At 42.9% G+C, this 24,797-nt stretch carries 15 protein-coding genes; all 15 read right to left on the bottom strand.

The features are described 5' to 3' along the window. Positions 1 to 54: 54 nt before the first annotated feature. Complete coding sequence (locus AC1DPK_RS20905; RefSeq protein WP_477511503.1) at positions 55 to 4,437, bottom strand: Ig-like domain-containing protein; 4,383 nt, start codon at positions 4,435 to 4,437, stop codon at positions 55 to 57. A gap of 182 nt (positions 4,438 to 4,619) precedes the next feature. Then, positions 4,620 to 5,834 carry a methionine adenosyltransferase gene (gene metK, locus AC1DPK_RS20900; protein WP_430056938.1) on the bottom strand — a complete coding sequence of 405 codons (1,215 nt, stop codon included), beginning with the start codon at positions 5,832 to 5,834 and terminating at the stop codon, positions 4,620 to 4,622. A gap of 158 nt (positions 5,835 to 5,992) precedes the next feature. Further along, entirely contained in the window at positions 5,993 to 6,268 is a 276-nt protein-coding gene (locus AC1DPK_RS20895; protein ID WP_477511502.1) for a small, acid-soluble spore protein, alpha/beta type, read from the bottom strand. Positions 6,269 to 6,380: 112 nt separating this feature from the next. Continuing rightward, entirely contained in the window at positions 6,381 to 6,872 is a 492-nt protein-coding gene (locus tag AC1DPK_RS20890) for a hypothetical protein (protein WP_076266210.1), read from the bottom strand. A gap of 76 nt (positions 6,873 to 6,948) precedes the next feature. After that, a complete protein-coding gene (locus tag AC1DPK_RS20885) occupies positions 6,949 to 9,033 on the bottom strand; it encodes a hypothetical protein (RefSeq protein WP_477511501.1) in 2,085 nt (694 codons plus the stop codon). Positions 9,034 to 9,191: 158 nt separating this feature from the next. Next, on the bottom strand, positions 9,192 to 10,016 hold the full coding sequence (locus tag AC1DPK_RS20880) for a hypothetical protein (RefSeq protein WP_477511500.1): 825 nt from the start codon (positions 10,014 to 10,016) through the stop codon (positions 9,192 to 9,194). 77 nt (positions 10,017 to 10,093) lie between these two features. Further along, a complete protein-coding gene (locus tag AC1DPK_RS20875) occupies positions 10,094 to 11,548 on the bottom strand; it encodes an S-layer homology domain-containing protein (RefSeq protein WP_477511499.1) in 1,455 nt (484 codons plus the stop codon). A 516-nt stretch (positions 11,549 to 12,064) separates the two neighbouring features. Next, the gene (locus tag AC1DPK_RS20870) at positions 12,065 to 16,216 is read right to left on the bottom strand and encodes an S-layer homology domain-containing protein (RefSeq protein ID WP_477511498.1); all 4,152 of its coding nucleotides are present in this window, start codon (positions 16,214 to 16,216) and stop codon (positions 12,065 to 12,067) included. A gap of 260 nt (positions 16,217 to 16,476) precedes the next feature. Then, entirely contained in the window at positions 16,477 to 17,619 is a 1,143-nt protein-coding gene (locus tag AC1DPK_RS20865) for a glycosyltransferase family 4 protein (protein WP_339205378.1), read from the bottom strand. Between the two features lie 103 nt (positions 17,620 to 17,722). Beyond that, positions 17,723 to 18,427 (bottom strand): WecB/TagA/CpsF family glycosyltransferase, encoded by a 705-nt coding sequence (locus AC1DPK_RS20860; protein ID WP_477511548.1) that lies wholly within the window; start codon positions 18,425 to 18,427, stop codon positions 17,723 to 17,725. 64 nt (positions 18,428 to 18,491) lie between these two features. Next, positions 18,492 to 19,640: a polysaccharide pyruvyl transferase CsaB gene (csaB, locus tag AC1DPK_RS20855; RefSeq protein ID WP_477511497.1), complete on the bottom strand. Its 1,149-nt coding sequence runs from the start codon at positions 19,638 to 19,640 to the stop codon at positions 18,492 to 18,494. After that, the gene (locus tag AC1DPK_RS20850) at positions 19,604 to 21,748 is read right to left on the bottom strand and encodes a DUF5693 family protein (RefSeq protein WP_477511496.1); all 2,145 of its coding nucleotides are present in this window, start codon (positions 21,746 to 21,748) and stop codon (positions 19,604 to 19,606) included. The genes csaB and AC1DPK_RS20850 overlap by 37 nt, the downstream gene beginning before the upstream one ends. A gap of 35 nt (positions 21,749 to 21,783) precedes the next feature. Further along, complete coding sequence (locus AC1DPK_RS20845) at positions 21,784 to 23,511, bottom strand: phospho-sugar mutase (RefSeq protein ID WP_477511495.1); 1,728 nt, start codon at positions 23,509 to 23,511, stop codon at positions 21,784 to 21,786. 33 nt (positions 23,512 to 23,544) lie between these two features. Then, positions 23,545 to 23,976 (bottom strand): 3-hydroxyacyl-ACP dehydratase FabZ, encoded by a 432-nt coding sequence (fabZ, locus tag AC1DPK_RS20840; RefSeq protein ID WP_056631018.1) that lies wholly within the window; start codon positions 23,974 to 23,976, stop codon positions 23,545 to 23,547. A gap of 175 nt (positions 23,977 to 24,151) precedes the next feature. Next, on the bottom strand, positions 24,152 to 24,685 hold the full coding sequence (locus AC1DPK_RS20835) for a CDP-alcohol phosphatidyltransferase family protein (RefSeq protein WP_477511494.1): 534 nt from the start codon (positions 24,683 to 24,685) through the stop codon (positions 24,152 to 24,154). Between the last annotated feature and the right edge of the window lie 112 nt (positions 24,686 to 24,797).

Here is a 24,797-nt window from a genome sequence, read left to right as displayed (position 1 = left end):
ACATAAAAAGAGCAGCTCGCCGTTTGGGCGAGCTGCTCTTCTTTGGTTCATTTATTATGACGAAAGAAATTTCACCTTCTGCAGCAAACGAAGAAGCATAACCGTTCCTTCTGCGCGAGTTGCATTGGTTTGCGGACTCAATGTTGTTGCTGTTTTACCGCTAATCACACCAATATACACTGATTTCGCCATATCTGTCTGCGCCCAAGCGCCAACCTTGCCTCGATCCGTATACTTCTTGAGATAAGTTGCGGCCGATTCTGGCAGCTGCACCGTTAGACCAGCCACCTTCGCTGCTCTAATCATCATAACGGCCATTTCCTGACGTGTAATCGGGTTGTTTGGCTTGAAGGTGCCGTCCGTATTGCCAGCGACGATACCAGCTGCTGAGGCGGCTCCAATATACGCCCCCATCGCTGTGTTCGCATTTACATCCTTGAACTTAGCTGCTGCACTCCTGTCGCTGCTGAGGCCAAGCCCTTTGGCGATATAGGTCGCAAATTCACCTCGTGTAATAGCCTTCTCTGGTTCAAACTTCGTTGCCGAGCGCCCTTCCACGATAAATTTGCGCGACATGATATGGATAGCAGAAGCTGCCCAATGCTTCGATAGATCGGAGAAGCTGGATGAATTGCTAACAAGCGCATAAGCGCTGTTTCCTTTTCTTTTAAAAGTTGCAGTCGTCTTCCCACCGCTTGTCGTAAGCTCGGTCGGAACATAGGAGAGCCCTCCGGTTGTTGGATCGAACCATACTACGGCAGTATTTTTAAAATCTGCATTTTGATACGTCTGGATTGTTCTTGAAACATAACCGCTAAAATCATTGAATGGCTTTTGAATCGACCCACTCACAGCATTAATATCAAAATGATAAGGACCTGCAAGCAAGCTCGTATTTGAGCTATTAATTTTTGTGCTGATACTTCCAGTTAGCGTTGATAACCCTTGGTCAATGCGAATGATTAATTGACCAGTCGCGCTATTACCGTTAAGTAACGTATTGATTTTCATATAATCTGCTGCATTTAATTGCAGCTCATAAGTGACATCTCCATATTGAACAGCAAATATCGAGTTCGAATTCAAGCGATACGCTGCGTCAAGCGCATTGATTGGAACAGCTACAATAGCAGCTCTCTCTGATGCTGGCACTTTAAAGGCTACACGCGGACTTGTTAAGCCAGCAGAGCGTGCCGTCTGGAAAGCTGTAAGGAGCTTCTCATTCGATAAGGTATATCGGTTGGCTTGAACACCAGCAGGCGATACGTCGAACATTGTCGTCGCTGCCGTTGTTTTCAAGCCGATGCCGCCGCCATCAGACGTTTCAAAGTCACCTGATAACCCATCAAGTATCGTCGTTTGGTTCGCAGCGTTTATGTTCGTAAAGCTATTGATCGTTGAACCGCTGTTTGTTCGAAGCCCTGACGCAGTTGAATAGTATGTTACTGAAACCGTCTCTCCTATGGCAAAAGGAGAGGTTAACGTTAGTATAACGGACGATCCGCTAACATCTACCCTCGATATCGATTTAACAGAATTACTTGCGTTAACAGCAAACTGAACAGTAGAAGGCACGTAGCTTGTATTTAATGATTCTGCAAAATTAATCGTAAGCGTAGAGCCTTTTGCAATGACGCCATAAATGTTGCCATTTTGCCCTCCGCTGCCTCCTCCACCAGTGGTTACATTGTTAAACGAAGGTGCAGCATTGCCGGCAAGATCTGTTATTAACGTTACGGATGCCAAATAAGAAACTGCCGTAATCTGGCTTCCTGTTACTGCTGATGAAAGGGTTAATAAAACTGTGCTTCCAGAAATTCGAACCTGAATAACAGAGCGTGCAATATTATCTACCAGTACATAAAATTGCCCCACTGTTGGAACGCTTTGTGGATTTAAACTTTTATTATAGTTGAGTGTAACGATATTACTGCTCACGCTAATGGACTGAAGATTAGGTGTACCTGTGTCTGGCGTACTATAGAGGCTGTAGTTATTAAATGCTGCCAAATAGTTGCCTGCCGTATCACGAATGGGATACGTGCCCGGAGCATAGGTCACATAGACGTTCTGGTAATTTTGTATCGAGCCATTAATCGTTAACAAAATATTGCCGCCTGTGCTTGAAATCGAAGTTGTACTGTAATTCACTCCGCCCGCATTAACCGTAAATTGCAAATAGGCGTAGCTGTTCACAGTCGCTAGATCCTTGTTAAAAGATAAAGTAATCGCTGTACCCGAAGCATTCCCGCTTACAATGGTTGGGGCAGAGACATCCTTAGCACCTGATACGTCCTGATTTGCAATACTAATCGCTTCATTTCCTGAAGTATCTTGAATTGGGCTAACTGCTGCTTTGGAATAAGAGAGCTTCACCACTTGTCCGGCCACAATAGGGCTCGATAACGTTATAATGACTGTTTCTCCGCGAACTTGAACACCGACAACAGAACGAGGCGCCCCGTTAACTGTCGCATAAAAACTTCCTGTCGAAGGTACCGCGTGCACATTCAGATCTTCATTATAGGTCATCGTAATCGTTGATCCGCTCCACTCGAGCTTGCTTAATGTAGGAGCTGTCGTATCAGAACCAAATGATTGAAAAGTCCATTGATATTCATTTAGTATTCCAGCAAAACTATTGCCGGCCAAATCGGTTACTGCACTCGCATCAATCGTTACATAATATGAAGTTTTTGCAGTAAATGGCTGTGTTGGCGCTATGACTAACACATTATTATTGTTGCCATCAACATAATAGTTTGCCGGGATCGGCTGCAGTGATTTGTCTCCAATAGGGTTAAATAGGATTGAACCCGTTGCACCCTTTTTTATCGGTTCGCTAAACGTTGCTGTAAAAGCTTGATTTAGCCCTACTGAAACCGCATTGTTAAGCGGGTTCAATAAAGAAAGCGTTGGTCTTACCGTATCTTGAGAAACCGTAAAAGACCAATACGTCGATGAGGATATTCCGGCAAAATGATTTCCTGCTGCATCACGAATAGCGCGATTGCCGATCATTACATAGTATTTCGTATTGTTTACGAAAGCTTTCTCAGACTCTCCGTTTATCGCTTTATTGGGGTCTATCGTTATCTGATAGGTACCGCCGCCAGTCACGCGTTCCGAAGTAATTGGAATAGTACGGAACAAAGATCCTGTTGCAGTTTCTCTTATTTCAATGACTCCGCTGCTTGGGAAGACCGGTTCATTAAAATTAATTTTGAGTAAAGAATTTAAGCTGGTGATAGATCCATTCGCTACCGGCAATAATTCTGTTGCAAGAGGCGGAGTGGTTTCATAGCCCGGGTCTGTACTAAAATTCCAAACGGATGCTCCAGCAATACCGTGATACCATTGAGATCCATTCGGATCTGTCTGGGTGAAGGCTCCAGCATCAATTAATACATAATAAGCTGTATTCGGTTCAAAGTTAGAGCTTGGAGTTATTTTCACTTGATTTTTGGTTACTGTAATTCTCGAAGAAAGGGCACTAAAACGCTCAAAAGTAGTATTATTGCTAATTCTGCGTATTTCAATATATTTGTCCGCACGTGCTTGTATAGCTTTATCAAAAGTGATGAACAGCTCTGAGTTGACCGGAACAGAGGTAGCATTATCTGCCGGAACAAATGGTGCAGCTACGTTAACCGGTGCTGCGTCCGTTGTAAAAACCCATGATGTGCCGTAATAAAGGTTCCCCGCCGCATCTTGAAATGCAGTATCTGGAATTGTAACGGTGTATGCTGTATTAGGCTGCAGCGCAGCAGGAGGTTGAATAACGATTAGGTTCGTTCCGCTTCCTCTTACCGCGTTAGATGTAACAGCAATGGTACGGCTGTCCTCGACCGAGCTAATTTGTATGTTGCCACTTGCAACATAAACAGGCTCATTAAATGAAATGGTAATCGGTGTAGTCACCGCAATTGGAGCGACCGATGGCGACAAGCCTGTATGAGAAGGCCTGGTTACATCTACTTCAGCAACGGTTCGGAAATTCCAGCTGCTTGCACTTTTTATACCGGTATAACCAACACCATTGGATTGGTTAACAAAAGCACCGGCATCTACCAATATGTAATAATTCGTGTTTAAAGCAAAATTATTAGACGGATCTATTGTCACGACACGCTGCGATGAATCAATAGTAATTCGATTAGACGATAGAGGTATACTCTCTACCAAATTGCTTGTTGCATAGTCATAAATATTAATAGACGTTGAACTAGAGCCTTTGCTTACATTTTCATCAAAGGTCATCTTTAAATCAGCGGAGATCGATACGTTAATTAGATCGTCGGCTGGGCTTAAACTAAGTACGACGGGACCAGAAGCCGCCGCTGCCGCTTGCTGCGGGGCCGATGACCAGCCTGCTAAGCTTAATTGGAGCAACAGCATAACAGCGATAAACGAAGATAGCTTGCTCGTTCGATTCATTTCAATTCACTCCTCAAAAAATTACACTCGTACCTTATTTGTCGGTTTCTAAGCATGAAAAATTTAGGTTAAACTACTTTTTTGTACCGAATGTATAACAAAAAAGCCGTCCATGAAGTAGTCATACTACTTTGTGGACAGCTTTTTTAGCCTATAAAGGCTTTTATATTGTATATCGAATCTTAAACTCCGCTTTGAACGCCAGCGTCTGCTTTAAGCTTCTCCGCTTTATCAACGCGTTCCCAAGGAAGATCAACATCTGTACGGCCGAAGTGACCATAAGCAGCTGTTTGTCTGTAAATTGGGCGACGTAGATCAAGCATTTTGATAATGCCTGCAGGACGAAGGTCAAAGTTGCTAGTGATGATATCAACAAGTTTATCTTCACCAATTTTGCCTGTTCCATACGTATCTACGTTAATTGATACCGGTTGAGCAACACCAATTGCGTAAGCCAGTTGGATTTCGCATTTGTCTGCAAGTCCTGCAGCCACGATGTTCTTAGCTACATAACGGGCAGCATAAGCTGCTGAACGGTCAACTTTTGTAGGATCCTTGCCGGAGAATGCGCCGCCGCCATGACGAGCGTAGCCGCCATACGTGTCAACGATAATTTTACGACCAGTTAGACCAGCATCACCTTGAGGTCCGCCAATTACGAAGCGGCCAGTTGGGTTAATGAAGTATTTTGTATCAGCATCAAGCCATTCCACTGGAACCACCGGCTTAATAACATGCTCAAGAATATCTTTTTGGATTTGCTCAAGCGTGATTTCTTCCGCATGTTGTGTAGAAACGACAATGGTATCTACGCGAACAGGTTTACCGTCTGCGTATTCAATTGTAACTTGCGTTTTACCGTCTGGACGAAGGTAAGCAAGCGTCTCGTTTTTACGTACTTCAGACAAGCGGCGAGCGATACGGTGAGATAGCGCAATGGGAAGCGGCATAAGCTCAGGTGTTTCGTTTGTAGCAAAACCAAACATTAGACCTTGATCGCCTGCACCGATATCTTCGTTTTCTTGCTTCATATCTTTGCCATCACGAGTTTCAAGCGCAGCGTTAACGCCTTGCGCAATGTCAGCGGACTGCTCATTGAGCGAAGTCAATACTGCGCATGTACTGGAGTCAAAGCCGTATTTAGCACGTGTATAACCGATTTCTTTAATCGTACGGCGCGCAATTGAAGAAATATCAATAAAATCAGCACGGCTGCTAATTTCACCAATAACAAGTACAAGACCTGTTGCTACAGAAACCTCACAAGCTACACGCGCGTATGGATCTGCTTCTAGAAATGCATCTAAGACAGCATCGGATATTTGATCACAAATCTTATCCGGATGGCCTTCAGTAACTGATTCTGATGTAAACAAATGGCGTCCTTTAACCGACATCCGTATCAACCTCCTACAACCTTAATATTAATAAGTGCGGACATTCTACACAAAAAATGAACCTTTTCCCGTAGGAAAAGGTTGTTTTACAACTCTTCTAAAACAGTATGATACCGAAAATGTCGCTTTGTGTCAATGGACGCCGGAATTTCCAATAATTATTGATAACCGCCAAGCACTGATTCTGCTTGAGCTATCAGCCTTTTGGTGATCTCTCCGCCCACTGAACCAGCTTGCCTCGTCGATAATGCTGACCAGTGTACGCTGTGGCCTCCGGCTCCAGAGGATGCCCCTAGTTCGCCAGCAAACTCAGTGTCCGCTCCTTCGCTTGTATAGCCGCCTGAGGTTAAACCAAATTCTGCAGCAATTTCATATTTCAGTTGATTTAATGCTGCTTTACTTGTTGGTACTACTACTTTATTCGAACGACTCATAAATGACACCTCCAAAGAATGTAGGAACACAATTGTATTGTGCATCCTTTCATCTTCTTTAAAGCGTATAATCTATTGTCATTTCGGGTAAAATGTTGAACATCCATCCATATTATTGCAAGCTGTATTTCCCTTTAACCAATACCGTCAAGCCATTCTTTTGATTAGGATCTGGCAATATGCCGCGGCCCTCACGTGGGAAAAGCAATAAATGGTTGGTTGGAACAGCTTTCCCTTTAGTTAAATCCGTGCCGCCAGTTAGATCAGCTATACCGCTTGCGTCAGAGCTATAGGCAATTGCCTTGCCTACACGTACAATGACCTCTGTGCCTTGGCCAGCCATTAGCGTCTTGCCAGCTGGCACTGTGACAACTTCTAGCGCGGTGTCCGCGACAGGCGTCGTCGTACCGCCTCCAGGAGTGCCACCGCCTAACTTGGCGAGTTGTTCATCCACATAGCTTTTGGTGACAACAGGATCTTCTACAGAGCCCGGAGTCAGCGCATTTGATTCCGCTTCAAGCGGTGATGCAAAGTTTACGCCGACCCACACGCCTGCTCCTACTAAAACAACTGCAACTAAACCGCGTATTACCTTTTTCTTCACTTTTGGAAGTCTCCTCTCTATCTCTCATCTCCTATAAAGATACTAGATTTAAGTAGGAGAAACCAGTTTTTATTTGTTAGTGGTTGCCGTCTAGCCAGTTAGTTGTAGTTGAAAAAGTAATCGGCAAAGTTGCTAATTTCTTCCTGTTATCATTAATTGTCTCATAAACATTTAATTGATATTCATTCCAGAAAAGAGTGTCACCCATTTCTTTGTTAATAGCATTGTAATTGGAACCTAATTTCCATCTCAAACTATTTTCCGCTTTACCTTCTAAATCAATTAATTGTGAAAAAAGAATTTGTTTGGTTGCTTCATGTACAATTTCGAAAGTGAATTTTGATTGCGTATATCCATCATAACTCAAATCCTTTGTTACATTAGCACCAACTTTAATATCCATTCGAGAACCATTTAACCATACATTAAAATAGTTCATGTCAATTGTATATGGTCCTACTTTTATATCTTTGAAGTTATTGCTAGCAACCTTCTCTTCAGGCAAAGCAAACTGTGCAGCTCGTAAATATCCAATTGCTGTACCTGTTCCTTGAAGTAATCCTTTTTCATCAAATGCTTCACCCATAATTAGCTGCATTCCTACACGATCAACATTATCCGGTAATTCAGTCCAAACTATTAATTGGTCTTTCTTTTCCGATTTTATACTATTTGTTGATTTTATGATTTTTGCTTCATATAAATTCCCATCAGTTGTTTTGAAGTAACCAGCTAATGTTGGTAATGAACCATTACGCATTTGCTTATTTGTCAAATCCATATATACAGTATAAACATCTGTTTTTTCCCCAGTATAAGTTTTTACTTCTTTTATAAGAGCACTAAAAGGTGCACCGTTATCCTGTTGTGTAAATATAGAATCAACATCAACTTGCTTAATTGGAACTAAAGTTGATTTTGTTAATTCCCCAATTTCTGAAACAACTTCTCCAGTCTTTTGAGATAGCTTTATTTTAAACTTGCTCCAATTGTAATTATAAGGAATAGTCCCAACATAACTGATAGTAGTAGAAGCACCTGGTGCTAAACCTATATCACCGATTTTTTTAAGTCCTTTTCCTTCAATTTTTATATTATCATCAACAATGAGCATCCCACTCAAATCTGGTAATGGCAGATAAACTGAACCATTATTTTTCACAACCAAATTAGCAATAATATTATCATTATTGTTCCAAGGGAATCGCTGAACTGAATTCAATTCTACTTCATAAGTTCCATCGTTGTTTGTGAATGTTGTTTTAGTTGAAGTCGAAGTAGTAGTAGTTATTTTGAATGGTGTATCAAAAATCAGAACTGGTAACTCAATTTTATTTGTTTCTACTCCAACATTATTTGTAATAATTAATTTCCAGCCATTTGTTGCTACTGATAGGGGAATAGTACCTGTTAATTGAACGGCATTGAGAACACTCGGTTCCAAAACCAAAGTCTCATCTGTTTTATTTCTTAATGACAACTTATACAAACCCTTTGCAGTTTGAGCATAATAATTGTATTGCGGTAAAGCTACGCCATACTTCCCTGTATTACGTGCAACATATGTAAGATTAAAGTTATAATTCTTAGCGGATTTTGTTACATTAATTTGATCAATTCGAAAATTCACTAATGTATTATTTACTAAAGCTCCCTTGTAACCGCCCGCTTTCACATAATTATTAAAACCTTTAGGAAAGGTATACTGTGCAATTGTTCTCTCATATCCAGCAACACTAAAATCAAATTTCGTTACATTGACTACTAGTTGATCAAGTGTAATTTTAGCTCCAACCTCACTATAATATGTCAATGTCGTAGTCGACTTAGGGAGTGCTCTTTTTTTCTTATCGGATTCAAGCAAAGAAAGCGTATATTTCGTCCCACCTGTTGTTTTCAACCTTGCCCAATAGTCAACTAAGTTAATTGCAGCACTATCTCCGTTATAAATAGTAAATGTAAAGCTAGCTGTCGCACCATTAGAACTTGGAATTAAATTTGCATCCGTTAATTGAATATATGATGCTTTACTTATACTTACTTTCTTAAATACATTGGGTGCTGCAGGTGCTGCGTTAACTGAAGGTACCGTATTGGCCAATAAAACGATTGCGAGAAAAAGAGATATGAATGTGGTTATTCTTCTCAAGCGCATTTGCATTTTCATTTCACTCCGTATCTTATGGTATGTATATCTAGACGCAAACAACTTCCAATAAGTTTCGTTTTTATTATAATTTACTTTTATGAACTCTAAATGAACAAAAAAAAGGTTGAGAGTTTGACTCTCAACCTTTTTACTAAAGCTTGCTACTTAAATTACTTAAGTTTTACGATAACTACAGCAGCTTCTTTGAAACCGTTGAATGAAGTACCGGATTCAAGTACTGTGATGCTCGCTACTTTAGTATTTGGAACACTACCTTTTTGCTCGGAAACATCAGTGAATCCACCAACATTTACGCTTTTGTTATCAGCAGAGATAACATATACTGTAGTGTTTCCAGTGACAATAAAGCTACCGTTGTTGCTAGCGAAAGTATTAGCTGCTTGGTTATCAGCAATTGTAATTGTTGAAAGATCAACAGTTACTGAAGTAGCAACGTCGTACTCAACGCTAGTGTCAGCAGTATCTTCCAATTTAATTGCACTGTTAACAGCTTTGCCTTTAATTAAATTGTATACATCGCCTGTAATTTTAACATCTTTATCAACGCCAGCTACTTTAACAACAGCTGAGTAAGTTGAAGAAGTAGTAGTAGATTGGTTGATCGATGCACTTACGAACAAACCGTTCAAAGTAGGTTGAACTGTTGCAGATGCATCAGTATCCTTTTTGATTACGATGTATGATGCAGTAGCACCTTTTGCATGAACATAAACCAAATCACCTTTAGTTACTTGTGCAAGTGTACCTACAGCAAGTTTACGATCATCAAGGTTAGTAGCACCCAATTTAGTTGCATCAACAACTACAGTGTTAGCATCGATTACGAAAGATACATTGCCATCAAGGTTTACTTGAGCTGCAGTAACACTCGCAACTTTAATTCCTGCGCCTTTAACGTCAGTTTTAACTTCGTCTTTTGCAAGACCAATCAATTTCGCACCGTCGAATGCAAGCACAGATACTTGTTCTTTCACAGCTGTGAAAGTTGCAAGTGGCGCTGTAGTGTATTTAATTTCGTTTTTGTTAGCTTTGATATCGAAGTAAGTTACTTTTACTCTGTCAACGATTTGCTCGTTTTCAAGAATTTTTGCATCAATTGCATCAAGAACGATTTTGTAGTGCTACGTACAGCAACTACTTTAGTAGCTTGATCGTTAGTTTTTTCAACTACGCTGATTACATCGTCTTTCTTAAGATCCGTTACTTTTGCGACTTTACCATCAAGTGTTACAGAAGCATTTGCAGAAACAAGTGACGTACCGTTGCTGTAAGTTACTTTTGCATCGCGGTAGCTGTTTTTCTCTTCAACTAGTGTTACAAGAGAATCTTTAGCAGCCCATTTCTCAGATGTTGCAACGCGAACGTCGTTACCATCCAAGAATAGAGTAACATCATCGCCTACGCTTGCAGAGAAAGCAGTTTTAACTTCGCCATTCACAAAGTAAACGCTTTTGCCAACAGTAGATTTAGTTTCTTCTTTAGATCCAACTTTAATTGTAATTTTGCCAGCATCTTCTTTAACGAATGTACCTTTCAGTACAGTATCAGAAGATTGAGCATCAGTAATTGCAAGTACTTTACCGTCTTTGCCTTTAACAACTGTTACGTTGTTACCAAGCAAATCAACCAAAGATTTGTTACCCGTTACGATAAAGTTCGATGCTACTGCAACGCCTTCATATTTAACGATGTCTTTATCATCTTTGTCTTTACCAGTAACCCAACGAAGTGTTACTTTACCGTCAACAACTGCATCACTAAGCAATTCAGCGGATGAAGTGTTGCCCAATTTTGAAATCAATGTGTTCGAAGAAAGAACTTCGTTACCATCAACATTGTATGATACCAATTTTGCATTAAGTGTGTTAGAAGTCAATTGAGCTACAACACCACGAAGTGCTTTTGCACCAACGTTAAGATCAACGTTGTTGAACAAGCCAAGGTCTTGTGCTTTCAATAGGTAGTTATAAGGCCATACGCCTGACAACTTCTTCTCTTGGTAACCAAGGGAACGAACCAATACCGCAACAACTTCTTCAAACTTAACTGCATCACTTGGACGGAAGTTTTTAGTACCTGCGTCACCCAAGATGAAACCTTTAGTTGCAGCTGCGTTGATGTAGCCTGTGTACCAAACGTTTGCTTTAACATCTTTGAACGTTGGTTTAACATTTTGCATCAATTTAGCTGCGCCTTCGTTACCAGAACCGATAACGATTACTTTTGCCAATTCAGCGCGAGTAATTGTGTTGTCTGGTTTAAATGTACCATCTTCATAACCTGCAATGATTCCTAGTGCAGTTAGTTCTTCAACTGCTGATTGTACCGGTTTGCCAACAACATCAGATGGTGTTGCTGCAAAAGCTGGAACTGATAATGGTAGTACTAGCGCAGTAGCTAGCACAAATGCTGCTATTTTTTTCTTCATAACCTTTATTTCTCCTCCTCTAAATACGTGCGGTTGTTGAGAGTTTTGTTTAAATAGTGAATTGCTCTTTTCCCTCATAGCCGATTCACCCCCTTTCCAGAGTTGAGCACAGATTTGATATAAATGATGTCTACAATCATGATAAACCCATTTGTAAAATCATGTCGTAGAAACTTGTAAAAAATGCGAGAACATTGCTAGAGTCACGGCACCACTTTAACATTATACAATGGGCAGGTCGTACCGTAAAGAGGAAGTTGAGAATTCATTCCAATTTGTTTCCAGCATGAGTAGGTCTCGCGCATCAAATCATGTGTTTGTTACAACGTCATGTATTTAAACGCACGTGACAATGAAAAGTTGCGATGTTCTTAAAAAAACTTTAAAAGTTTTTTCTTTTTCCGTTTTTTCTTAATTATGTACATCTAACTGTAATCTACTCCCTGCTTTGTTAGTATAGCTTGTTTTCATAGAGCTCGTCGATGCTAAACATTTTCCATGGATAAAGTTTCTCATGGGATGCAAATGCTTTGATGCCGTAAAAAAAATGGCCGCAGAAAAAATCCTGCGACCAGATTTTTCTAACTTTTATTTTTAACCGATTTTAGGAAGCTTACCTAAATCCGCCAAAATTCGAGCTACGATAATCGCAGCATCAGAGCGCAACAAATTCGAACGCGGTTCAAACACTGAACCACCTTTTGGATTGCTTGGATCTACAGGAGATCCGAGAATATATTTTTTCTTTGCAATAGCAAGTACAGAACTTTTCGCATAGAAATTGACGTTGCCAGCATCTTTAAATGTTTTCTCAAGATCTTTATCGATCTTCGAGGAATCAGTAGCTAGTTTCATGTCCAGTGCTCTTGCAATAATAACAGATGCCTCTTCCCTAGTCAGAGCAGCGCTTGGCTGGAACGTACGTGGACCCGTGCCTCGTATGATACCTTCCCTCGCTGCTGTCTCTACATATCTATAATCCCATAATGCATCTGGATTAACGATGGCTGGTACATCATCAAAATGCGGCTTGCTAAGCTCATAGTTTAGCGGAATATCGAGTGCCTTAACCATCATTCTTGCAAATTCACCGCGAGAAATATAAATGTTGGAGCCAAAATCATCAAAACCTGCTGCATTCATAATTCCTTTGGCATAAATCGCTTCAAGGAAGTTTCTAGCATACGGATGTGACGTCATATCGGTATAGGAATAAACCATTTTACCAACTACATAATAACCAAATTTATTGAACGGAACCGTAATTGTGTTTTTCTTCACATCTACTTTACCGCCAATATTTTCCCAATACTTTGCTTTAACATCGTAACGATAAACGGTGATAATCGTTCCAATGCTGTCCTTCATGTTCGGATCAAATCCAAGCGTCAAGGTTCCCGTCTTAGAAGTTACCAACTCGCGATTGTCAGGGCGATCATCATAAGTAGGAATCTTTGTTCCGCCCGTGCCCTTAGCATTCGGGAATTGATAAGGGTCTACACCCATTTTCAAAGGATCGTATGCACCCGTAGCAGGATCATCTGCCAAACCTGCATCAATCCAGTAAACTGGGCTTGCCTTTGTAAACCTTGTCGGGTAAGACAATCTGAATCTTGTCCCGAAGCTTTCCATAATAATATTAAAATTCGGCGGCCACGCTTCTAATTCACGGCGATCAACAACCCCATCCTCTGGATTGGCAATTGCAAACAATAAATTATGACCACTAAATACTTGGTTCTTTAGATTTGCAGGCACGTTAAAATCTGTACGGATCAACGTTGTACCCTTTTCGAATTTTAACGAAAGCGCTCCGTCAAAAATTTTGTGACTGCTATCCATTGGCTCCATGAATTGAGCGCCCGGAATATTCGTTGGAGCATACGTTATCTCAATGCTGCTTTGCACCTTATCATTTGCACTTGAAATAATAAAGTCAATTTTGTTTTTACCGACTTTTAGCTTATTTACATAAACACGATAGGTGTTTTTATAAAGCTCTTCAATAGTTGCTGGATTATTATCCGAATCATAATCAATTTTCTCAGCAATTTGCTTGTTGATGGTAACCGAGCTTGCACCTGGAGCATCAATAATAACCTCAATGAAATTTTGGTTTACGATCGCTTTATTTGGCAAAATCGGACGCAAAATCGTATATGGAAGCGAGGTTGGATCCACTTCAAGACGATAAGAAGCTTTAGGACCAGTCTCTCCATTGTTGTATGCTGTGAAAGTATACACACTCGAACTGCCGTCAGGATTTAGAGCTTGTGAATTTAATACAAAAGAGAACGTCTTGGTGTCTATATCATAACGTACAGCTAGGTTAGCAATATTGTTGGTCGTACTTTCATTAACTTTACCTAGAACTGTTGCGCCCTTCATAATGACTAACTCATTGCTCAAATTCCAGCGAATTGGCGTTTTAAGTGAGCTGCTCTCAATCTTCAAAATGTATTTATCTGGATCTGTAAGTTCTGTACTATCTTTCATCAATTTAATATTAGCTTGAATATTAGCCAAAATATCCGTGTTCGTGCTGCCAGTGGCTATCAGATCGATAAAATCGAATGTACCAAAAATATTCATGTTCGCTTCGTTAGTCGTGAAAATTGCGCCGCGCTTCACGAAGTTTGGATCATTCGGAACTGGTTCCGTATATTTGCTGCTGTAAGGATAAATACTTGTTCCTTCTACTGGTATAACCGGTAGGTTTGTTGGAATCAAATACAATTTGATCTTTTTCTCATAAGAGTTCTTACTTCCTTGGAAAACGAATTTGATCTCATTCTCGCCGCTAAACAACGCATTGAATGCATTTGTCCTTTGGCCTGGAACAATTTCAAAATTAGTTACAGGTTTGCCCGCTTGCTGCTGTAGCTGAATCGGCGTGTTATTCACATAGAAAAATACTGTTTGAGCTTCATTTGATTGAAAAGTGTAACGAACCTCAGAAGTATTATTAATATTGTTCATAATACCTTTAAAGTCACTCAAAGCGCCTGAAATAGCCGCTGTGATCCGTTCAGATTGCAGCTTGTTCGTGTCATCATATACTGTCATATTATCAAATACACTTGTATAGCTTACATAAGGTCCGAAGAGCATTGTAAACTTAACATCTTTCGTCACACCACCAACACCGTTAACGCCGCCAACATTAAGCGTTACCGTTTGAGTACCTTCAAATGGGAGTTTGTGAAACACAAGAATTTCACGCTTATATACTTTTCCATTAATATTTACAAATTTATTGATCAAATCACTCGATACATTTTTGATATTGCTTACATCATCGAATTTATAGCTACTTGGTGCAGCCGCATTGGAAACATTTTTGATTCCTGTAACTGAAACTAGATCAGCAGTCTTCGTTACGTCTGCATTACCAACCAACACTTCCATCGCTAAAGGGACACTATAAATATTGGCTCCTTCAAGCGGAGTACCTGTGAGTGATTCACCTGAGCCTGTTTTGTAACCATTTAAATAATTAATATTGTCGATGAACTGAGCCGCTCCGTTACGAAGCGAGAAACTCATTAGCCCCGTACCTTCACTGCCATTTTGGCCGAGCGACTCTGTTTTTGCATTTTTTGCCGTTAATTGAATGTTATAGACCTTATTATAATCCAGCTTTCCTGTATGATCCGTTCCAATTGGACGAGTAAATTGATAAATAAAGAATGCTTCCTGTCCCGAATAGGTTCCTACTGGACTAGCAGTAGCAGTTGCTGGTTGAATTAACTTAAAGGTGCTGTCTCCATTTTGCGTAATCGTATATTCAATAGGTATGTCATTGCTTGGATTAGGATGTGGATCAAGCTTGCCGTTGCCGTCATCATCCTTTAAGAAGTTAGGCACGATAATTCTTCCTGTGACACTTGCTGAATTCAAATCCGTAACTAGTAGGTTTGGATTGTACTCTAAAGGCTCCGCCGTATCAACCGCACCATTTTTACCATTAAGATTCACATCTAAAAAGGTCACTTGTCCGTTATAAAAAGCGATCTCGCGTGTTGTCTCAACTGTCTGATTCGCGTTTTTCACTTTAATAGTAACCAAGTTTTTTCCTTTGTTCACCGTAATCGGAGAAGCGGCAAACTGATAATTGTTGGAGCTGTTAACCGAATAGGTTTTGCTGCTCCCGTTCACATCCACCGTTACCTGCTGCGCATTTGGAGCGAAACCAGTAATACTGATATCAGCGGATTGTCTGCCAGCGGAAGTCGTTGAATGCACAACCGTTGTTCCAACTTCTTCAATTGCAAATTTGTTACCGTCTAATTGGGCAACTAAATCGTAAAATACAGGCCCGTTGTGATACTCAATATAGATCGAGCTTGTTACTTCGCCGCCGCCTTGAATACCTCTGAACGTAATGCGGTTCAAGCCAGGAAATAATTCTACGTTATATACCTGAATATTAAATCCGCTAATATAAATATTGCTCGTTATGTTCTCACGTTTGGAGCCAAGATCGTCATCTGTAGGGTCAGCAGTGCCTTTGTTATTAATAACTTGAACAATACTGTAAGAAACCGAAGTAGGATCTACACCAGTGATTGATCCATTCAATGTAAAACGCGGATCGGTTGTGACTCTTGCTTCCGTAGATAGTTCCTTTTCCGTCGGAAAGCTGAAGCTTCCTGTTGCAGCTGTTACCGTTTGTGAAGCTCCGAACGGCGGCAACAATGTAATCAACAGTGCCAGCGTTAGCGCTAATGATAGTAATCTTTTCAAAACAATGTTCCTCCTTTATGTATATGACGAGCATGGGTATTTGAATGATAAATGGCCTGACGACTATGCGGCTTACCTTTGAATAAATCTTCCTCCCTTTTCCTCTTTAGTCAGCTTTGAAGCAATTGCAGTTAGGCGCTCTGACCGCAGAAAAGTTCTGTACAGTTGTTATCGGCTTTTGGCTCCCAATTTTTTAGCTATTTGGTCGATTTTCAACAAAAAAAGAGCCCTGATTCCGTTAAAGGATTCAGAGCTCTTATTTATTTGGAACGGGATTCAGCATCCAGCTTGAGTCGAAGTCTCATTCGAGCTAGGAAATTAATAAGCGGCCTGCGTGTTTTGTCCACGATACCGGTTACTTCTGCCCCGATCTGCAAGAAAAACATTAGCATACATATGACGGCAAAAGTGATCCAATTCGCCGCGCTCGACTGTACGACAGCCGATTGCACGATTGCGAGTCCGCCGAATATAGCAGCTACTCCCCAAATGATAAGTACGGTACGACGGTGGCTGAAGCCAAGGTCGCGCAGACGATGGTGCAAATGCCCTTTGTCTGGAGCAAATATCGGTTTCTTGTTTACCCAGCGGCGAACGATTGCAAAGAAGGTATCCGAAAGCGGAACGCCGATAATGAGCAGCGGTGTTACAAACGATACCATCGTTACCTGCTTGAAGCCAAGCATCGAAAGCGTTGCTAGACTGAAGCCGAGAAACAGCGAGCCCGAGTCGCCCATAAATATTTTTGCGGGATGAAAGTTGAAAACGAGAAAGCCGACAATTCCGCCCAGCAGCAATGTGCTCAACAGGATAACTGGTTGGAAGCCCATCAGCGATGCCATCACAACAATCGTTGCAATCGCGATGCCTGACACGCCGGCAGCAAGCCCGTCCAAGCCGTCGATCAGATTAATTGCATTCGTTACACCGACGATCCAGAGAATCGTAAGTGGAATGCTGATCCATCCGGCAATTGGCTGCATCGTTTCACCGAACGGAATGTTCAGCAAGTCGATCTTTACGTCGAAGACGAATACGACTACGCATGCCGCCGCGATTTGACCGAGCAGCTTCACTTTAGCTGAAAGCTCGAAGCGGTCATCGAAAGCACCTAAAATAATAATCATTGTACCGCCGACTAGCAGCGCGTTGATCATATTGGAATCTTGCGGACGGAGCAAGCCGTCTGGTATAAATGGCGATAAAATAAAGAATGCGCCAACGAATGCAATATAAATAGCTAGACCGCCAAGACGCGGCATAATGCGCGTGTGTACCTTGCGGTGATTTGGTTTGTCTATTGCGCCTACTTTGAAAGCAAATTTCTTAACAAGCGGCGTCATCGCAATGGCTAGAACAAGAGCGATTATGAACCCAATTGAATACAGCAAGCCTACCGGCATGTGTGCAACTCCCCTTTTCTTTCTACCGAAGTGAATTATACTCCGATTGGAAAGGAAACTCCAACCCCGTTTTCATCCAATTTTGATGGTTTTAACGAGAATTTCACGGTGTAGGTCGAGGTTTTGTAACGTTTTCTTTGTCGCGAACCACTTTCACTACGAATTTCGGCAAAACAAGCATTCTTTTGTAGCGTTTAGGCTCTTGCAGCAAGCGATAAAACCATTCAAGCCGAAGTTTTTGGAAAATATTCGGAGCTCGCTTTAGTTTACCCGAAACAACGTCGAAGCTTCCGCCAACGCCCATAATCAATGGTACGCCCAGCTTTTGCTTGTATTTCACAATCCACGGCTCCTGCGTATCCGCACCTCGTGCCACAAACAATAAATCAGGACCAGCCGCACGGATTTCTTCGATGACTTCCTCATCCTGATCAGGGCCAAAAAAACCATTCCGATAGCCTACAATTTTCACTTGAGGATATTGCAGCTGCAGCTTCTCCGCCGCCGCTTCAATAATCTCCTGTGAGGTGCCAAGCAGGTAAGCCTTCCATCTACGCTTTTCACCCTCATGCAGCAAGCGGTGAAGGAGATCAAACCCCGTCACTCGTTCTGCAACAGGCTGTCCTACGTATTTGGCCGCCCATACAACTCCTGCACCATCAGGCACAATAAGATCTGCGCGCCGCATCATCGCACTATACTTGGGGTCCTCGACGGCAGACATAATCATGATCGGATTAGCGGTAATCACATGGGTTACGCGTCTTTCTTCGATCGCTTCTATTAAGTAATTGACTGTGTCATCCATGCCCACTTTGGAGAATGGTATGCCGTATAACGGCACAGTTGGTAGTTGTTTCGACAAGAGGAACTCACCTCGATAATGTATGACGCAGCAAATGTACAATTTGTTGCGCCGGTCTTTGCGATTGTTGTTTTAAAAGATCGATTGTTGACTTGTGCTTTGCCTGCCAGCCCTCTTTGTCAGACAGCAGCAAACCCGCTGCATCTGCGAATTTTTCGGCATCGAGCTGCTCCGTCGTGCCGATGGCTTTGATGCCAAGTCGACCCAGAAATTGGTCGATCTTCGGGTCGTATGAGAGGCCAAGCATAGGAACCCTTTGGCCGGCGGCATAAATAAGCGCATGGAGGCGCATGCCGAACAAAGCGTCGCACCGGCTGACCTCAAGCAGCATTTGCTGGGGGTCGTCGCTGGGCGCGGCCAGCTCGGCGGTGGAACCGTCGCCGAGCCTGCCGCGAAGCCGTTCCAGCACCTGCTCCGACGCTACAGTGTCGGAGGGTGTGTGGAACGGCAGGAAGCGCAGCCGGACAGGCATGCGCTTCGACAGCGCGACTAGCGCCTCGGCGGCGCGTTCGAGATCGGCGCCGTCACTGCGCCAAGGGCGCAGCGATACACCGACCAGCGGCGCAGCAGCAGGGTCGGAAGCTTGTCCAGCCGCTGATGAACCCGCAGGGAGCGGCAAGCCCATGACCGGATCAGGAACAACATCGATCCGATCACTAGGCACGCCGATTCGTCCAAGCAAAGCAGCGGATTCCTCATCCCTAACGGATACATAAGCGCTTTGCTTCATCACTCCGCGTATCATAGGGTCCATCCAGCGCCGAATCACAGGGCCAATCCCTTGCGAATAAGCGAATGTTGGCTTACCCAGCAATTGGGCCAGCTTCATGACGCCAGTATAATAAGGAATCGTTTTGGCGCCTGTAACGTCCTGCAGGAGGCTTCCGCCTCCGCTTATTAGACCGTCGCTGCCTTTCAATGCTTTCCATAGATCTCCTGGATGCATGCGGCGGACAGCTTCAACCCCGTACATACGGCTTGTCCAATCTGGATCACCTGATAAAACGATCGGCTGAATTTGTACGCCCTGCGCTTTGCCTTCTTCTTCTAGTGCTAGCAATATCGATTTGAGTACCGCTTCATCACCGCTGTTGTAGAAGCCATAATAGCCTGAAATTACTATTCGACGAACTTGCGGATGATGGCTGGTGCCCATTTACGAATTGCTCCTTCCACGATCTGCCATGCCAAAATCAAGATACATCCGATTATGATACCTGTACCCAAGCCGAGCGCTACACGAATCATCGAAATGTGAAGTGGTGTATGAAGATGTGCAAACGTATCAACCATCGTCAATTGACCAATCGAACCAATGATAACAAGCAGCCATGCCGCACGATAACGAAGTGCAAGGAACAAGCCAAGCAGCAGCGGCGGATGACCAAGCATGAACTCTTTAAAACGCGGTCGTACGCCGAATGTATTTTCCAGCCAGCCGCGAATAAGCAGCTCAATAGCAGGTGCTTGTCCACCATTCCCTGTACGAGACAAGTAATAGAAGCCGATAACGCCAATAACTCCAGCTACTATAATCCATGTTAATGTAATAGGTTGAGAAAGCAGCTTGCGCAGCTTTCCGATTGATGTTTGACCGTTATAGAAAAACACATAAATGGCCACAAGGATAATCGGAGCCAAATGCAGCACACTTACGCCGCGGAATTGTTCCAATACAAGATTGTACGTAATATTGTTCAACAATCCGAATATCATCGGCGCTCCCATAAGAGAAATGAGCGTCGCCACAATAAACCAATTCAGAGCAAGGCCAAAACGTCTTCCCGTAGATATGGCAGGGAATATCCATTTCATACGATTGCCGTTCTCATATACAGCACCTGGCTGCTGAGGAGTCTGCCCTTGCTGGCTTCTTCCTACTGACCATTTCGTTCCGCCAATAACACGACGCTCGCCAACGGTACGGGAATAAATCCGATTCATTACCCATATAAGAGCCAGCGTAGGAGCTGCAATTGAAGCACCTAATGCAAGTCCTTGCTCCATAAGCGAGCTGTTTAGCTTGTACAAGCCTGCGCTTCCAACTAAGCCAATCGCATAAACTGGAATATAGACGCCTGGAATAAATGCGCCGATTAACAAAGTAATCAGTGCTACTGCAGCAGCAGCAACGATTGCACGCAGTGGTTTATTCCATGAAGGCTGTTCATGATCAAACGGTTTTGGCTTGCCTGGCGTAAAGCCCGCGTCTGAGAGCTTGTCTACGATTCCGCCCTCGTCACTCATTGCTTCAGCAATACGGTCCAAGGAGTGAACCACCTTTGCTTTATCCGTATTGGACTGAGCTGTCCCGTTCAAGAAAAACATCCGGATATTACGATCCTTCGCCGCTAAAAGAAAACGATCAGCAATAGCTTCCGGCGTCATCGTCATACCGTCGTTCTCCGACAATGAATATAATCTGACTACATTATAATTTGTAATATAAGCTAATTTATTTATGCCTTGTTGCGGTTTTTTCAAATTTTCTATGGTCGCTACGCCCATATCGTATTTTTTGAGCAGTTCTCCGAACTGATAAAGGCTGTTATCCATCGCTTGATCGGATGCACCCTTTACTTTGTCACCGTCGAACAATACGCGGTCTACATCGTATTCCTTCAATTTCGCAAGCATAACATCTGTTGCCTGCTGATCATAAGGCTTAATACGGTCAGATAAGCGAGGCAATATTTGAAGTCCGGCATTATGAATCGTTTCAAGTGAAATCGGATCAAAATCCATCGTCTTCATAACAGCCTCTGCAATTGGCATCTCAACGACTAAGCCATTTCGGCCACCGTACGACCAATTGCTATACACAGCCTCGGAGCGATCAAGCGCTTCGCGAACAATCGGTCCAATCATTTCTTCTTCTTTGGGCCCATTGAACAAAATATAAGTAAAGTTTTGGCCTACCGGCTCAAATTTACTTTGAAGCAATGCAGCATCTCTGGAGCTGTAAAAAGTAAGTCTGCCGGAAATTTGCAGATCCTTCAGAGAGCTCTCATAAACAGCCATTGTTGTGACGCCAGCTTCCTTGAGCATCTCCAGCTTTTCCGTTAAAAATTGCTGCGGACGAGCCTGACGCTCCGCCACCTCAATAATATCCCGATAATCAAATACATACTCTACTTGCTTCGACGATTTTTCCATTTCCATCCGAACGGCACCGAGCGGCAATGCTGCCGCCACCCCGATAATTGCAATGATCCATAATGCGAATCTTGCGCGCCGATTCCATTGCTGCCAACGTAAAAACACACAATTCCTCCGTTCTAAACAGGTTAATTATTGTACTATTCGGTAGAGTCTACCCGTTCCATAACGGAGGCTTGCAATGTTTGCAGTGCCTCAACAGCAGCATCCTTCGACTCACTTTTAACCGCAAAATAAACTTTGATTTTTGGCTCCGTGCCAGATGGACGAAGGCAGAACCATGAGCCATCTGCGCGTAAATATTTCAATACATTTTCCGGACGCAAGCCATCTTGGCCTTTGCCGTAATCAAGCACACGCTCCACTTTGACGCCGCCGATTTCTGCAGGCGGGTTTTGACGCCAGTCATCCATAATAGCGCCTATTTTTTGCACGCCATCAAGTCCCTTAAGTGTACGCGACTCCAAGCCTTCCAAATAGAAGCCATGCTCAGCGTATAACTCTAAAAGAACATCATATAGCGTTTTTCCTTGACTGCTATAATAAGCTGCAGCTTCAGCAATTAATAGCGCAGCAACGATCGCGTCTTTATCACGCGCATAAGTTCCTGTTAAATAACCGTAGCTTTCCTCGTAGCCAAATAGGAAGGTATGCTCTCCTGTTTGCTCATAACGAGTCATTTTTTCACCAATATATTTGAAGCCGGTCAACGTGTTCTCAACCGCTACACCATAGGAACGGGCAATATCTGCGCCTAGTTCACTTGTTACGATCGTTTTGATCACTACGCCATTGTCTGGCAGCTGTCCACGTTCCTTCAACTGGCTTAGCACATAATGAACCATTAGCGCACCCGATTGGTTGCCAGTGAGTACCACGTACTCGCCCTCATTGTTTTTCACAACCGCACCCATACGGTCTGCGTCAGGATCAGTACCGATAATGATATCAGCATTCACCTGCTGCGCCAGCTTAATCGCAAGAGTGAACGCTTCGCGCTCTTCCGGGTTAGGAGACTTTACCGTGCTAAAATATCCATCCGGCTGCTCTTGCTCCGGTACGATGTGCACATTTTTAAAACCAACCTTTTTCAACACTTCGCGAACAGGCATGTTGCCAGTGCCATGTAGAGGTGTGAAGACAACACTAATTTTTTCTCCAACTTCACCTTTAATAAGGTCAGCATTCAAGCTCTGAGCAACAACCGTATCAATAAATTGTTGATCGGCGTCATCTCCAAGCCAGCGCAGCAATCCTTTTCCTTCCGCTTCTTCGCGGCAAACCCGTTTCACTTCATCGAAACCCGCGATTTGACTGATAGCAGAAATAACTTGTTCAGCTTCCTCAGGAATAAGCTGGCAGCCGTCAGCGCCATATGCTTTGTAACCATTATATTCAGGTGGATTATGGCTTGCCGTAATGACAATTCCACTTGCTGCATTTAGCGCACGTACCGCAAAAGAAAGCTGTGGTGTTGGACGAAGCGCTGTGAACAAATAAGTAGTGATTCCGTTGCCCGCAAGCACAAGCGCTGCATCTAGTGCAAACTCAGGTGAGTTATTGCGGGAATCGTGAGCGATAACAACAGAAGGAGCCGCTCCATCCGCCGACTTGCCAGCAAGCAGCCAATTTGCGAGTCCCTGTGTTGCTTTACCAACCGTATAAGTATTCAAACGATTCGTTCCTGCACCCATTACGCCGCGCAAGCCGCCCGTACCAAATTCAAGGTCGCGATAAAAGCGATCCGTAATTTCTTTTTCTTGTCCTTCAATACTGCGAAGCTCGTCCTTTGTTCCTGAATCAATCAACGGATCATTAAGCCACGCCTCATATTTAGCAATAACTTTAGCATTCGTTTCGTTCGTCATATTTAGCAGCCTCTTTCATTCATGAATTTTAATTTATGAAGGATTAGATAAAGCAAACATAAGCTCGCCTTCGGCAACGATTTGATCGCCAACCCGTGCTGTTCCTTGTCCTTTTCCAATAGAGCCCTTCAGCCTTGTAATTTGGACCTCAAGCGTCAACGTATCGCCAGGCTTAACTTGACCGCGAAAACGGAAGCCGTCGATGCCTGCAAAAAAACCAAGCTTTCCACGATTGGCTTCAATCATCAGCATCGCTACAGTACCTACTTGCGCAAGCGCTTCTACTATAAGTACGCCTGGCATAACCGGATAACCCGGAAAATGACCTACAAAGTAAGGTTCATTCATCGTAACATTTTTAAGACCGACTGCGCGTACGCCTGGCTCAACCTCCAAAATACGGTCGATTAGCAGAAACGGCGGGCGGTGCGGAATGATTTCTTGAATTTGGTTAATATCCAACATGAAAAAAAGCCCCTCTCAATTGTTAAGTTAGGTAGTATAAAAAGTGTCATTCTGTACGACACTATACATATCCCTCATAAACTGCAGTTTATGAAGGTTAAGATAAGAGGCTTGGCTGCTTGGACCCGAAGTGTCCTCCGCCAAGCCTCTTTGTTCATATGTAGTGACTTGATGATCACGAATGTCCAGTAGGTGTTTCTGTTATGTGTTTATTCAGCGCTTTAAACATGACGATATACATCATTGAAGTAATGAATGAAAAGCCAATAACGCCCCACAAATAAACATGAGCATTCGGCACTTCAAAGAAAATGAGCATTATCGCTGCATAAAAGAGCACAGTTGTCAGCTTTCCCATCCAGTTGGCAGGCACCGTCTTTTTCCCTCGGAAGTGAAAATAGAATCCCCCCGCTATCATGCCCAAATCGCGCAAAAACATCGCTGCAGCCGCAGCCCAGGAAATATGGCCGGATACGAGCAGCGATACAATAACAGTGATCAGCATCATCTTGTCCGCAAGCGGATCAAGCATCATTCCAGCCGTTGTAATCTGACCAGTTCTGCGCGCGATATAACCATCAAGAACATCGGTAATACCGGCAGCAACCATAATCAAAAAGGCAGGAATCATATGTCCTTCCGCAAAAATCACGATGTAGACAGGGATTAATAAAAAACGCAATGATGTTAATAGATTCGGCAGATTCAACTATTCACGCTCCTCTACCTATAACTGACGGTCCACCATGGTTCCCAACTATTATACAACTACCTCCCGTAAAAATAAAACTATCCGCTGTTCCTAATAAGCGGAACAAATT

It is taken from the genome of Paenibacillus sp. 01T424 (genome assembly GCF_056398745.1).
The sequence above is the reverse complement of the archived record's forward strand: the minus strand, read 5'-3'. Positions and strand labels throughout refer to the sequence as shown.